Genomic DNA, 13,845 nt, shown 5'->3' with positions numbered 1-13,845 from the left:
ACACCCCCCGCCCCACCGAAGCCGCCCGTACCGAGGAGAGCAAGTAACCATGAGCAAGATCCTGATCCGCGGTGCACGGCTGATCGGCGGCGAGCCCCGGGACGTCCTGATCGACGACGGGACCATCGCCGCGGTCGGCACCGACCTCACCGCCGAGGGCGCCGACTTCGTCGAGGGCGAGGGCCGCATCCTGCTGCCCGGTCTGGTCGATCTTCATACACATCTGCGTGAGCCGGGTCGTGAGGATTCGGAGACGGTGTTGACCGGGACGCGGGCGGCGGCTGTCGGTGGTTTCACGGCTGTGCACGCGATGGCGAACACGTTCCCGGTTGCTGACACCGCTGGTGTGGTGGAGCAGGTGTGGCGGCTGGGTCGGGAGTCGGGTTACTGCGATGTGCAGCCGGTCGGTGCGGTCACCGTCGGGTTGGAGGGCAGGCAGCTCGCGGAGTTGGGGGCGATGGCCGATTCCGCGGCCGGTGTGCGGGTCTTCTCCGATGACGGCAAGTGTGTGGACGACGCGGTGATCATGCGTCGCGCGCTGGAGTACGTGAAGGCGTTCGACGGTGTCGTGGCGCAGCATGCGCAGGAGCCGCGGTTGACCGAGGGTGCGCAGATGAACGAGGGCGTCGTCTCGGGCGAGTTGGGTCTGACCGGTTGGCCCGCGGTCGCGGAGGAGTCGATCATCGCGCGGGATGTGCTGCTTGCCGCGCATGTCGGGTCCCGGGTGCATATCTGTCACCTGTCCACGGCCGGGTCGGTCGAGATCGTGCGGTGGGCGAAGTCCAAGGGCTGGGACGTCACTGCCGAGGTCACCCCGCATCATCTGCTGCTCACCGACGAGTTGGCCCGTACTTACAACCCGGTCTACAAGGTCAATCCGCCGTTGCGTACCGAGGCCGATGTGATGGCGCTGCGTGAGGCGCTGGCGGACGGCACCATCGACTGTGTCGCGACCGATCATGCCCCGCATCCGCATGAGGACAAGGATTGCGAGTGGTCCGCGGCGGCGATGGGGATGGTCGGTCTGGAGACCGCGTTGTCGGTGGTGCAGCACACGATGGTCGACACGGGGTTGCTGGACTGGGCGGGTGTCGCGGACCGTATGTCGGTCCGGCCCGCCGCGATCGGGCGCCTGACCGGGCATGGTCGGCCGATCGCGGTCGGCGAGCCTGCGAACCTGGTGCTGCTCGACCCGGCATACCGTGGGACCGTCAACCCCGCGGGCTTCGCCTCCCGCAGCCGCAACACCCCCTACGAGGGCCGCGAGCTGCCCGGCCAGGTCATCGCGACCTTCCTACGGGGCCGCGCGACGGTGATGGACGGAAAGCTCACGTGACGACTCTGACAGCGCTGGCGGCCACGGCCGCCGAGAGCGGCAAGCACTCCGCGAAGGTCACCCACTGGTCGGACCGGCTCGGCTGGATCGTCGGGCTCGCCCTGGTGATCGGCCTGGTCTACTGGCTGATGCGGCAGGGCTGGCAGTGGCGCCGTACCCTCCAGGGCGGCCTGCCCGAGCTGCCGCCCGCCCCCGAGGACCCGGCCGAGCTGGGCGAGCCGCTGCTGGTCATGGACGGCCGCTACCACGGCTCGACCACCGCCGGGCAGTGGCTGGACCGGATCGTCGCGCACGGCCTCGGCGTACGCAGCAAGGCCCGGCTCACCCTGACCGGGCGCGGCCTGCTGGTCGAGCGCACCGGCGCACCCGGATTCGTGGTGCCGACGACCGCCCTGCGCGGCGCCCGGCTCGACCAGGCCATCGCCGGCAAGGTGCTGCCCGAGGGCGGCCTCCTGGTCGTCACCTGGGAGCACGCCGGCACCCTCATCGACTCCGGTTTCCGTTCCGAGCACGCCGCCGAGCACCCGTCCTGGGTCGAGGCGATCACCGAACTGAGCGGCGAACGAGCCGTGGAATTCAGCACCGAAAAGGAAGGCGCACGATGACGACCTCCACCCGGGCGGCCACCGCGCCCGCCATACTCGTCCTGGAGGACGGCCGCACCTTCCGCGGCCGCGCCTACGGGGCCGTGGGGGAGACCTTCGGCGAGGCCGTGTTCTCCACCGGCATGACCGGCTACCAGGAGACCCTGACCGACCCGTCGTACCACCGCCAGGTCGTCGTCATGACCGCCCCGCACGTCGGGAACACCGGCGTCAACGACGAGGACTCCGAGTCCCGCCGGATCTGGGTGGCCGGATACGTGGTGCGCGACCCCGCCCGCGTCCCGTCCAACTGGCGCTCCCGCCGCTCCCTCGACGACGAGCTGACCGCCCAGGGCGTGGTCGGCATCAGCGGCATCGACACCCGCGCGCTCACCCGCCACCTGCGCGAGCGCGGCGCCATGCGGGTCGGCATCTTCTCCGGCCCCGCGCTCGAAAACGGCACCGGGGGGCTGTGCGACGACGGCACGCTGCTGGCCCGGGTCCGGCAGGCCCCCGAGATGGCCGGCGCCGACCTGTCCGCCGAGGTCGCCACCGCGGAGGCGTACATCGTCCCAGCGATCGGCACCAAGCGCTTCACCGTCGCCGCCCTCGACCTCGGCATCAAGGGCATGACCCCGCACCGCATGGCCGAGCGCGGCATCGAGGTGCACGTGCTGCCCGCGAACGCCACCGTCGAGGAGGTCTACGCGACCGCGCCCGACGGGGTGTTCCTGTCCAACGGCCCCGGCGACCCCGCCACCGCCGACCTCACCGTCATCAAGGCGGTCCTGGAGCGCGGCACCCCGCTGTTCGGGATCTGCTTCGGCAACCAACTCCTCGGCCGCGCGCTGGGCTTCGGCACCTACAAGCTCAAGTACGGCCACCGCGGCATCAACCAGCCGGTGCAGGACCGTTCCACCGGCAAGGTCGAGATCACCGCGCACAACCACGGCTTCGCCGTCGACGCCCCGCTCGACCAGGTCAGCGACACCCCGTACGGGCGCGCCGAGGTCAGCCACGTCTGCCTCAACGACAACGTGGTGGAAGGGCTGCGGCTGCTCGACAAGCCGGCCTTCAGCGTCCAGTACCACCCGGAGGCGGCCGCGGGCCCGCACGACGCCGCGTACCTGTTCGACCGCTTCACGTCTTTGATGAACACCGTCCTGATGGAGGGCCAGCGTGCCTAAGCGCACCGATATCCAGTCCGTCCTGGTCATCGGCTCCGGCCCGATCGTCATCGGCCAGGCAGCGGAGTTCGACTACTCCGGCACGCAGGCGTGCCGGGTGCTCAAGGCCGAGGGCCTGCGGGTCATCCTGGTCAACTCCAACCCCGCCACGATCATGACCGACCCGGAGATCGCCGACGCCACCTACGTCGAGCCGATCACCCCCGAGTACGTCGAGAAGATCATCGCCAAGGAGCGGCCCGACGCGCTGCTGCCCACCCTGGGCGGCCAGACCGCGCTGAACACCGCGATCGCGCTGCACGAGAGCGGCGCGCTGGCCAAGCACGACGTGGAGCTGATCGGCGCCAACGTCGAAGCCATCCACAAGGGCGAGGACCGCGAGCTGTTCAAGCACGTGGTCGAGGCGGTCCGGGAGAAGATCGGGCACGGCGAGTCCGCGCGCTCGGTGATCTGCCACACCATGGACGACGTGCTGGCCGGCGTCGACACCCTCGGCGGCTACCCGGTCGTGGTCCGGCCCTCCTTCACCATGGGCGGCGCCGGCTCCGGCTTCGCGCACGACGAGACCGAGTTGCGCCGGATCGCCGGCCAGGGCCTGACCCTGTCGCCGACCACCGAGGTGCTCCTGGAGGAGTCCATCCTCGGCTGGAAGGAGTACGAACTGGAGCTGATGCGCGACAAGCACGACAACGTCGTGGTCGTCTGCTCCATCGAGAACTTCGACCCGATGGGCGTGCACACCGGCGACTCCATCACCGTCGCGCCCGCGATGACGCTCACCGACCGCGAGTACCAGATCCTGCGCGACATCGGCATCGCGGTGATCCGCGAGGTCGGCGTCGACACCGGCGGCTGCAACATCCAGTTCGCGGTGAACCCCGAGGACGGCCGGGTCATCGTGATCGAGATGAACCCCCGGGTCTCCCGCTCCTCCGCGCTCGCCTCCAAGGCCACCGGCTTCCCGATCGCGAAGATCGCCGCCCGGCTCGCCGTCGGCTACACGCTCGACGAGATCCCCAACGACATCACCGAGCAGACCCCGGCGTCCTTCGAACCCACCCTGGACTACGTGGTGGTGAAGGTGCCGCGGTTCGCCTTCGAGAAGTTCCCGGCCGCCGACGCCACCCTCACCACCACCATGAAGTCCGTGGGCGAGGCGATGGCGATCGGCCGCAACTTCACCGAGGCGCTGAACAAGGCGCTGCGCTCGCTGGAGAAGAAGGGCTCGCAGTTCGACTTCGCGACCCCGGTCGACCCGGCCGCGAAGGACGCCCTGCTGGAGACGGCGGGCGTGCCCACCGACGGCCGGATCAACACCGTGATGACCGCGATCCGGGCCGGCGCCACCGCCCAGGAGGTCTTCGACGCCACGAAGATCGACCCGTGGTTCGTCGACCAGCTCTTCCTGATCAAGGAGTACGCCGACGAGCTGGCCGGCGCCGACCGGCTCGACCCGCAACTGCTCGCCGACGCCAAGCGGCACGGCTTCTCCGACGCCCAGATCGCCGCGATCCGGGGCCTGCGCGAGGACGTCGTGCGCGAGGTCCGGCACACCCTCGGCATCCGCCCGGTCTACAAGACCGTCGACACCTGCGCCGCCGAGTTCGCCGCCCGCACGCCGTACTTCTACTCCTCCTACGACGAGGAGTCCGAGGTCGCGCCGCGCGAGAAGCCCGCGGTGATCATCCTCGGCTCCGGGCCCAACCGGATCGGCCAGGGCATCGAGTTCGACTACTCCTGCGTGCACGCCTCCTTCGCGCTGCACGACGCCGGGTACGAGACCGTGATGGTCAACTGCAACCCGGAGACCGTCTCCACCGACTACGACACCTCCGACCGGCTCTACTTCGAGCCGCTCACCTTGGAGGACGTGCTGGAGATCGTGCACGCCGAGACCCTCGCCGGGCCGGTCGCGGGCGTGATCGTCCAGCTGGGCGGGCAGACCCCGCTCGGCCTGGCGCAGGCCCTCAAGGACAACGGCGTGCCGGTCGTCGGCACTTCGCCCGAGGCGATCCACCTCGCCGAGGACCGCGGCGCGTTCGGCCGGGTGCTCGCCGAGGCGGACCTGCCCGCGCCCAAGCACGGCACCGCCACCTCCTTCCCCGGCGCCAAGGCGATCGCCGACGAGATCGGCTACCCGGTACTGGTCCGCCCCTCCTACGTGCTCGGCGGGCGCGGCATGGAGATCGTCTACGACGAGACACGGCTGGCCGCGTACATCGCCGAGTCCACCGAGATCAGCCCGACCCGCCCGGTGCTGGTCGACCGGTTCCTCGACGATGCCATCGAGATCGACGTCGACGCCCTCTACGACGGCCACGAGCTGTACCTCGGCGGCGTCATGGAGCACATCGAGGAGGCCGGCATCCACTCCGGCGACTCCGCGTGCGCGCTGCCGCCGATCACGCTCGGCGGCCACGACATCAAGCGGCTGCGGGCCTCCACCGAGGCCATCGCCGCGGGCGTCGGGGTGCGCGGGCTGATCAACATCCAGTTCGCGCTGGCCGGGGACATCCTCTACGTGCTGGAGGCCAACCCGCGCGCCTCGCGCACCGTGCCCTTCACCTCCAAGGCGACCGCCGTGCCGCTCGCCAAGGCCGCCGCCCGGATCTCGCTCGGCGCGACCGTCGCCGAACTGCGCGCCGAGGGGCTGCTGCCCGCCACCGGGGACGGCGGCACCCTGCCGCTGGACGCGCCCATCTCCGTCAAGGAGGCCGTGCTGCCCTGGAGCCGCTTCCGCGACGTGCAGGGCCGCGGCGTGGACACCATCCTCGGCCCGGAGATGCGCTCCACCGGCGAGGTCATGGGCATCGACGCGGTCTTCGGCACCGCCTACGCCAAGTCGCAGGCCGCTGCGTACGGTGCGCTGCCCACCAAGGGCCGCGCGTTCGTCTCGGTCGCCAACCGCGACAAGCGGGCGCTGATCTTCCCGGCGCGGGCGCTGATCGAGCACGGCTTCGAGCTGCTGGCCACCTCCGGCACCGCGGAGGTGCTGCGCCGCAACGGCATCGAGGCGCGGGTGGTCCGCAAGCAGAGCGAGGGGACCGGGCCCGACGGCGAGCCCACCGTCGTCACCCTCATCCACGAGGGCGAGGTCGACCTCATCGTCAACACCCCGTTCGGCACCGGCGGCCGGCTCGACGGCTACGACATCCGTACCGCCGCCGTAGCCCGCGGAGTGCCGTGCCTGACCACGGTGCAGGCGCTGGCCGCCGCCGTCCAGGGCATCGACGCGTTGACGCGTGGCGACATCGGGGTGCGGTCCCTCCAGGACCACGCGGCGTCGCTGGCGCTGGCCCGGGCCGAGTAGGCGGGTGCCCTCGCGGGGCCCCTGTCGGGTGCGCCCCGCGAGGGCATTTCGCGCCCTTGCGGGGCGCACTTTCCTACGACTTATGACGAGATGACGGGCGAAGCGATGTACAAGGTCTTCTTCGGGCTGGTGTTCCGGCGGATGGACGCCGAACAGGCGCACCACCTCGCCTTTCGGTGGATCAGGGCGGTCGTCAGGGTGCCGGTGCTGCGGACGTTCGTCGCGGCGGCACTGGCGCCCCGGTACGCGGCGCTGCGCACCGAGGCGCTGGGCCTGCGGTTGCACGGCCCGTTCGGGCTGGCGGCCGGCTTCGACAAGAACGCGGTCGCCATCGACGGGATGGCGATGCTCGGCTTCGGCCATGTGGAGATCGGCACCGTCACCGCCCAGGCCCAGCCGGGCAACCCGAAGAAGCGGCTGTTCCGGCTGGTCGCCGACCGCGCGCTGATCAACCGGATGGGCTTCAACAACGACGGGTCGGTGGCGGTGGCCGCCAGGCTCGCCGCGCGCAGGACGGTCTTCCGGACCACCGTCGGCGTCAACATCGGCAAGACCAAGGCCGTCGCGGAGCAGGACGCGATCGCGGACTACGTGACGTCGACCGAGCGGCTGGCCGCGCACGCCGACTACCTCGTGGTGAACGTGTCCTCGCCGAACACCCCGGGCCTGCGCGACCTCCAGGCCACCGCCGCGCTGCGCCCGCTGCTGACGGCGGTGCGCGAGGCGGCCGACCGCACGGTCACCACCCGCCGGGTGCCGCTGCTGGTGAAGATCGCCCCCGACCTCGCCGACGAGGACATCGACGCCGTCGCCGACCTCGCGGTCGAGCTGGGCCTGGACGGCATCATCGCCACCAACACCACGATCGGCCGGGACGGCCTGCGCTCCGACCCGGCGCTGACCGCGGAGACCGGCGGGCTGTCGGGCGCGCCGCTCAAGGCCCGCTCGCTGGAGGTGCTGAGCCGGCTGTACGGCCGGGTCGGCGACCGGGTCACCCTGGTCGGCGTCGGCGGCGTGGAGGACGCCGAGGACGCCTGGCAGCGCATCCTCGCCGGCGCCACCCTGGTCCAGGGGTACACCGCCTTCATCTACCGCGGCCCGTTCTGGATGCGCGGCATGCACAAGGGGCTGGCCGCGCGGCTGGCGGCGAGCCCGTACGCCACCCTCGCCGACGCGGTCGGCGCGGACTCCCGGAAGGTGACCGCATGACCGGCAGCACGATCCCGCAGGAGGGCGCCCCCGGATCGGGGTCCGGGCAGCCCGAGCCCTTCGGCGCCCGGCTGCGCCGGGCGATGGACGTCCGGGGGCCGCGGTGCGGCGGCATCGACCCGCACGCGCGGCTGCTGACCGACTGGGGCCTGCCCGACGACCCGGCCGGCCTGGAGCGCTTCGCGCTGACCGTGGTGGACGCGCTGGGCGAGCACACCGCGGTGTTCAAGCCGCAGTCCGCGTTCTTCGAGCGGTTCGGCTCGCGCGGTGTCGCGGTGCTGGAGAAGGCGGTGGCGCGGGCCCGGGAGGCGGGCGCGCTGGTGCTGATGGACGCCAAGCGCGGCGACATCGGCTCCACCATGGCGGCGTACGCGGCCACTTACCTCGACCAGGGCTCCCCGCTGTTCAGCGACGCGCTGACGGTCAGCCCCTACCTGGGCTTCGAGTCGCGGCGCCCGGCGCTGGACGCCGCCGCGGCGGCGGGCGCGGGTGTGTTCGTACTCGCGCTGACCTCCAACCCGGAGGGCGGGCAGGTGCAGCGGGCGACCGCGGCCGACGGCCGGTCGGTGGCGCAGGTGATGCTGGACGCCATCGCGGCGGAGAACGCGGGCGTACGGCCGCTGGGTTCGGTCGGCGCGGTGGTCGGGGCGACGCTCACCGAGGCGGGCGCGGACCTCGCGGTGAACGGCCCGCTGCTGGCCCCCGGTGTCGGCGCCCAGGGCGCGACCCCGGCCGACCTGCCGGCGCTCTTCGGGGCGGCACTGCCGAACGTGCTGCCGAGCGTGAGCCGGGATGTGCTGCGGCACGGACCCGACCCGGCTGCTTTGTTGAAATCGGTACGAGCGTATGTGGATCAGGTGCGGGCGACCGTGACCGGCACGGGTGAATCAGGCGGTATTACCAGCGGGTAATAGGGCGAGAAATCGACCAAAAAAAGGGCCGGTTTCAACAACCGAGCACATTGACGCCGAAACCTGTTCCGGTTTGTCCCGTATATCCCGCTGGATCGAGTCTGACCAGGACTTTTCATCTGTTCTCGCTGACTTGGGCCGCCGGGACCGCTAGTCTCCGACAGGAGCGCGCCGCCCAGGTGCGCCGCAGGTCGACCGGTACCCCCGGTCGGCTCGTACTCCCTATCCGATTGCTCTACATCCGAGGTGACGTAGGCGTGGCTCTTCCGCCCCTTACCCCTGAACAGCGCGCTGCCGCGCTCGAAAAGGCCGCCGCGGCTCGCCGGGAGCGCGCCGAGGTCAAGAACCGGCTCAAGCACTCCGGCGCCAGCCTGCACGATGTCATCAAGCAGGGCCAGGAGAACGATGTCATCGGCAAGATGAAGGTCTCCGCCCTCCTTGAGTCCCTTCCTGGCGTCGGCAAGGTCCGCGCCAAGCAGATCATGGAGCGGCTCGGCATCTCCGAGAGTCGCCGGGTGCGTGGCCTGGGTTCCAACCAGATCGCTTCCCTGGAACGCGAGTTCGGCGGCGCCCCCGCCTAGACCGCGCCTAGGCCCTGCCTGACGGATGTCGCCCGCCTCGCGGCGGGACGGCGCTGTCCGTCGGACACGGTCGCGACTCCGGTTCCCGCCGCTCTCGGGAACCGGGGATAATCGCTTCATGAGTTCTCCAGCCTCACCGGGAGCGGCCAAGCCCCTCGCCTCGCAGGGGGCTTCCCCGGCCGCCCCGGTCAGACATCCGCGACTGACCGTGCTCTCCGGCCCCTCCGGGGTCGGGAAGAGCACGGTCGTTGCCCATCTGCGCGCGTCCTACCCCGAGGTATGGCTCTCGGTGTCCGCCACCACCCGCAGACCTCGCCCCGGTGAACGCGACGGGGTGCAGTACCACTTCGTCGACGACGACGAGTTCGACAAGCTCGTCGCCAACGGCGAACTGCTGGAGTGGGCGGAGTTCGCCGGCAACCGGTACGGCACGCCGCGTCGCGCCGTGCTCGACCGGCTCGCCTCCGGCGTGCCCGTACTGCTGGAGATCGACCTGCAGGGCGCGCGGTTGGTGCGTTCCTCGATGCCCGAGGCGCACCTGGTCTTCCTCGCCCCGCCGAGCTGGGACGAGCTGGTCCGCCGGCTCACCGGCCGCGGCACCGAGTCGCCCGAGGTGATCGAGCGGCGGCTGGCGGTCGCGAAGGTCGAACTGGCCGCCGAGTCCGAGTTCGACGAGACGCTTGTCAACACCTCCGTCGAGGATGTAGCGCGTGAGCTGCTAGCCTTGATGAAAATCGGGTGACCTCGCGAGCACCGCGCGGTCACCCGGCAGCGAGCCCCCGGTCTGGGGGCGTCGCCCAGAAGTCCTTCCACAAGTAGGGGTAGGTAGAGCGTGTCCTCTTCCATCACCGCGCCCGAGGGCATCATCAACCCGCCGATCGACGAGCTGCTCGAAGCCACGGACTCCAAGTACAGCCTGGTGATCTACGCGGCCAAGCGCGCCCGCCAGATCAACGCGTACTACTCCCAGCTCGGCGAGGGCCTGCTGGAGTACGTCGGTCCGCTCGTGGACACCCACGTCCACGAGAAGCCGCTCTCCATCGCGCTGCGCGAGATCAACGCCGGCCTGCTGACCTCCGAGGCCGTCGAGGCACCGCCCACCCAGTGAGGTGAGCACAGCACACTGCACGGGCCCGGCGGAGCGACCGCCGGGCCCGTGGTGTGTCATGGGGTGTGGCATGGAGTGAGCACGGCAGTGTGACGGCGCGGCGGAGCGGAGCGGGCATGGGCAGGCCACAGGTCGTACTGGGTGTCAGCGGCGGGATCGCCGCGTACAAGGCGTGCGAACTGCTGCGCCGCTTCACCGAGTCCGGGCACGACGTCCAGGTGGTGCCCACCGACGCGGCGCTGCACTTCGTCGGCGAGGCCACCTGGGCCGCGCTGTCCGGCCGGCCCGTCTCCACCCGGGTCTGGGACGGCGTCCACGACGTCCCGCACGTGCGGATCGGACAGCACGCCGACCTCGTCGTGGTCGCACCCGCCACCGCGGACCTGCTCGCCAAGGCCGCGCACGGCCTCGCCGACGACCTGCTCACCAACACCTTGCTCACCGCCCGCTGCCCGGTGGTCTTCGCGCCCGCCATGCACACCGAGATGTGGGAGCACCCCGCCACCCGGGAGAACGTCGCCACGCTGCGCCGCCGCGGCGCCGTGGTCATCGAGCCGGCCGTCGGCCGGCTCACCGGCGTCGACACCGGCAAGGGCCGGCTGCCCGACCCGGGCGAGATCTACCAGGTCTGCCGCCGCACCCTCGCCCGGGGCGTGGCCGCACCGGACCTCGCCGGCCGCCACGTCGTGGTCAGCGCCGGCGGCACCCGCGAACCGCTCGACCCCGTGCGCTACCTCGGCAACCGCTCTTCGGGCAAGCAGGGGTACGCCCTGGCGCGTACCGCCGTCGCGCGCGGCGCCCGGGTCACGCTGGTGGCCGCCAACACCGACGCGCTGGCCGACCCCGCGGGCGCCGACGTGGTGGCCGTGGGCACCGCCGAGCAGCTGCGCGAGGCCGTGCTGACGGCCGCCGCCGACGCCGACGCGGTGGTGATGGCCGCGGCCGTCGCCGACTTCCGGCCGGCCGCGTACGCCACCAGCAAGATCAAGAAGCGCGACGACGGCGCCGGACCCGCGCCGGTCGAGCTGGTCCGCAACCCCGACGTCCTCGCCGAGCTGTCGGCGCACCGCGCCCGTCCCGGGCAGATCGTGGCCGGCTTCGCCGCCGAGACCGACGACGTGCTGGTCAACGGCCGGTCGAAGCTCACCCGAAAGGGCTGTGACCTGCTGGTCGTCAACGAAGTCGGCGGTGGCAAGGCGTTCGGCACCGACGACAACGAAGCGGTGATCCTCGGCGCCGACGGCAGCGCCACGCCGGTGCCGCACGGGCCGAAGGAGGCGCTGGCGGACCAGGTCTGGGACCTGGTCGCCGCCCGCCTGGCCCAGCGCGCTCAGGAGTGAGCGGCCAGCTGGTCAGCAACGGTCTGTTCATGAACAGCCGGTGAAATGAGCGAAGCGCGGCGGGCCTGTGAGGTGCGCGGTCGCGGCTGCCCGCCGCCCCGCACCAGGCGGTCGGGCCGCGCCCCGCACGGGCCGCCGCACGCCGCCGGGAGCGGTCTTCGACGGTCACCGCAAGGGACACGATCGGCTGACGGACAGGCCGGGAGTGGACGACGAGCGGACATCGAGGTGCAGGTTGCGGCATATCCAAAGAACGAGATGCCTGGTCCGTCCCCGGGGCGCTCACGCTAAGCTGGCCGCGGAGCGCCGGGCGCAGCCCCACCGCACTCCACCGAGCTTGAGCCAGCAGCCGCTGCAACCCCAGGGAGCGATGTGTCCCGCCGTCTGTTCACTTCGGAGTCCGTGACCGAAGGTCACCCCGACAAGATCGCTGACCAGATCAGCGACACCATTCTCGATGCCCTGCTGACCGCGGACCCGTCCTCGCGGGTGGCGGTCGAGACGCTGATCACCACCGGCCAGGTGCACGTCGCCGGTGAGGTCACCACGACCGCGTACGCGGACATCGCCTCGCTGGTGCGGGGGAAGATCCTCGAGATCGGTTACGACTCCTCGAAGAAGGGCTTCGACGGCGCCTCGTGCGGCGTCTCGGTGTCGATCGGCGCGCAGTCGCCGGACATCGCGCAGGGCGTCGACACCGCGTACGAGAAGCGGGTCGAGGGCGCCGAGGCCGACGAGGACGAGCTGAACAAGCAGGGCGCGGGCGACCAGGGCCTGATGTTCGGGTACGCCTCCGACGAGACGCCCGAGCTGATGCCGCTGCCGATCACGCTGGCGCACCGCCTGTCCAAGCGGCTCACCGAGGTCCGCAAGAACGGCACCATCCCCTACCTGCGGCCCGACGGCAAGACCCAGGTCACCATCGAGTACGACGGCGACAAGGCGGTCCGGCTGGACACCGTCGTCGTCTCCTCGCAGCACGCCTCCGACATCGACCTGGAGTCGCTGCTCACCCCCGACATCCGCGAGTTCGTCGTGGAGGTCGAGCTGAAGGCCCTGCTCGACGAGGGCATCAAGCTCGACACCGACGGCTACCGGCTGCTGGTCAACCCGACCGGGCGGTTCGAGATCGGCGGCCCGATGGGCGACGCGGGTCTGACCGGCCGGAAGATCATCATCGACACGTACGGCGGCATGGCCCGGCACGGCGGCGGCGCCTTCTCGGGCAAGGACCCGTCCAAGGTGGACCGCTCGGCCGCCTACGCGATGCGCTGGGTCGCGAAGAACGTGGTGGCCGCGCGGCTGGCGTCGCGCTGCGAGGTCCAGGTCGCGTACGCGATCGGCAAGGCCGAGCCGGTCGGCCTGTTCGTCGAGACCTTCGGCACCGCCAACGTCGACGTCGAGAAGATCGAGCAGGCCATCGGCGAGGTGTTCGACCTGCGCCCGGCCGCGATCATCCGCGACCTGGACCTGCTGCGGCCGATCTACGCCCAGACCGCCGCGTACGGCCACTTCGGCCGCGAGCTGGACGACTTCACCTGGGAGAAGACCGACCGGGTCGACGCGCTGCGCGCCGCCGCCGGCCTGTAGCGGGTCCGCCCGCCGAGCCTCTGGAGCACGGTTCCCGGACCTTGCGGTAGACGGTGGCTTGTCGCGTCCTCGCGCCCCTGGGGGTGCGCGCTCTTCCTTCGCGGAGGAGCCGCACCCGTCCAGGGGCGCGGTGCTGTCGTAGGCGTCTGGTAGGAATCACAGGGTGAGCGGCGAAAACGGACCCGACCGGGGGGCCTTTGAGGAGGCAGCCGGGGGCGGCGAGCCCTCCGAGGCGGAGCAGAGCACCGGGAGCGGGGAGCAGCTTGCGCTGATCCGGGAGACGGTCCGCAAGTCCAAGCAGCCCCGGGCGAAGCCGCGTACCTGGCGCGGGGCCGCGCTCGCCGAGGGCCTGCCGGTGGCACGGGTACTGGTCGACAAGGGGCTGGTCCACCTCGACCAGTTCTTCGACTACGCGGTGCCCGCCGCCATGGACGCCGACGCCCGGCCAGGCGTCCGGGTCCGGGTCCGGTTCGGCGCGCGGGTGGTCAAGGGCCGCCGCGAGGGCGGCACCCTCCACGACGGCTTCGTCGTCGAGCGCCGTACCGACAGCGACTACGCCGGCCCGCTCGCCCCGCTCGCCCAGGTGCTGTCCACCGAGCCCGTACTCACCGCGCCGCTGCTGCGGCTGTGCCGCCAGGTCGCCGACCGGTACGCGGGCGCGCTCGCCGACGTGGTGCAGCTCGCCGTGC

The 13,845-nt window shown here is 71.5% G+C and carries 12 protein-coding genes; all 12 read left to right on the top strand.

The annotated features are described in order from the left end of the window. The first annotated feature begins 49 nt into the window (after positions 1-49). Positions 50-1,336 carry a dihydroorotase gene (locus AC13HU_RS16375; RefSeq protein ID WP_483042604.1) on the top strand — a complete coding sequence of 429 codons (1,287 nt, stop codon included), beginning with the start codon at positions 50-52 and terminating at the stop codon, positions 1,334-1,336. Further along, positions 1,333-1,941 carry a PH-like domain-containing protein gene (locus AC13HU_RS16370; RefSeq protein WP_483042603.1) on the top strand — a complete coding sequence of 203 codons (609 nt, stop codon included), beginning with the start codon at positions 1,333-1,335 and terminating at the stop codon, positions 1,939-1,941. The genes AC13HU_RS16375 and AC13HU_RS16370 overlap by 4 nt, the downstream gene beginning before the upstream one ends. Beyond that, positions 1,938-3,107 (top strand): glutamine-hydrolyzing carbamoyl-phosphate synthase small subunit, encoded by a 1,170-nt coding sequence (carA, locus tag AC13HU_RS16365; protein WP_483042602.1) that lies wholly within the window; start codon positions 1,938-1,940, stop codon positions 3,105-3,107. Before AC13HU_RS16370 ends, carA begins: the two co-directional genes overlap by 4 nt. After that, a complete protein-coding gene (gene carB, locus AC13HU_RS16360) occupies positions 3,100-6,417 on the top strand; it encodes a carbamoyl-phosphate synthase large subunit (RefSeq protein ID WP_483042601.1) in 3,318 nt (1,105 codons plus the stop codon). Before carA ends, carB begins: the two co-directional genes overlap by 8 nt. A 105-nt stretch (positions 6,418-6,522) precedes the next feature. Next, entirely contained in the window at positions 6,523-7,626 is a 1,104-nt protein-coding gene (locus tag AC13HU_RS16355) for a quinone-dependent dihydroorotate dehydrogenase (RefSeq protein ID WP_483042605.1), read from the top strand. After that, positions 7,623-8,537 (top strand): orotidine-5'-phosphate decarboxylase, encoded by a 915-nt coding sequence (gene pyrF, locus AC13HU_RS16350; protein WP_483042600.1) that lies wholly within the window; start codon positions 7,623-7,625, stop codon positions 8,535-8,537. The genes AC13HU_RS16355 and pyrF overlap by 4 nt, the downstream gene beginning before the upstream one ends. Before the next feature lie 257 nt (positions 8,538-8,794). Further along, on the top strand, positions 8,795-9,118 hold the full coding sequence (locus AC13HU_RS16345; RefSeq protein WP_103887661.1) for an integration host factor: 324 nt from the start codon (positions 8,795-8,797) through the stop codon (positions 9,116-9,118). Between the two features lie 118 nt (positions 9,119-9,236). Then, positions 9,237-9,860 carry a guanylate kinase gene (gmk, locus tag AC13HU_RS16340; protein WP_483042599.1) on the top strand — a complete coding sequence of 208 codons (624 nt, stop codon included), beginning with the start codon at positions 9,237-9,239 and terminating at the stop codon, positions 9,858-9,860. Between the two features lie 90 nt (positions 9,861-9,950). Continuing rightward, positions 9,951-10,226, top strand: coding sequence for a DNA-directed RNA polymerase subunit omega (gene rpoZ / locus AC13HU_RS16335; protein WP_483042598.1), 276 nt, complete (start codon positions 9,951-9,953; stop codon positions 10,224-10,226). Between the two features lie 116 nt (positions 10,227-10,342). After that, positions 10,343-11,566, top strand: a complete 1,224-nt coding sequence (gene coaBC, locus AC13HU_RS16330) for a bifunctional phosphopantothenoylcysteine decarboxylase/phosphopantothenate--cysteine ligase CoaBC (RefSeq protein ID WP_483042597.1) — start codon at positions 10,343-10,345, stop codon at positions 11,564-11,566. Positions 11,567-11,938: 372 nt separating this feature from the next. Beyond that, a complete protein-coding gene (metK, locus tag AC13HU_RS16325) occupies positions 11,939-13,156 on the top strand; it encodes a methionine adenosyltransferase (protein WP_483042596.1) in 1,218 nt (405 codons plus the stop codon). A gap of 163 nt (positions 13,157-13,319) precedes the next feature. Beyond that, positions 13,320-13,845, top strand: a 526-nt coding sequence (locus tag AC13HU_RS16320; RefSeq protein ID WP_483042595.1) for a primosomal protein N' family DNA-binding protein, incomplete at its 3' end; no start/stop codon positions are given.

The organism is Streptomyces sp. NH27 (assembly GCF_056859195.1).
The sequence above is the reverse complement of the archived record's forward strand: the minus strand, read 5'-3'. Positions and strand labels throughout refer to the sequence as shown.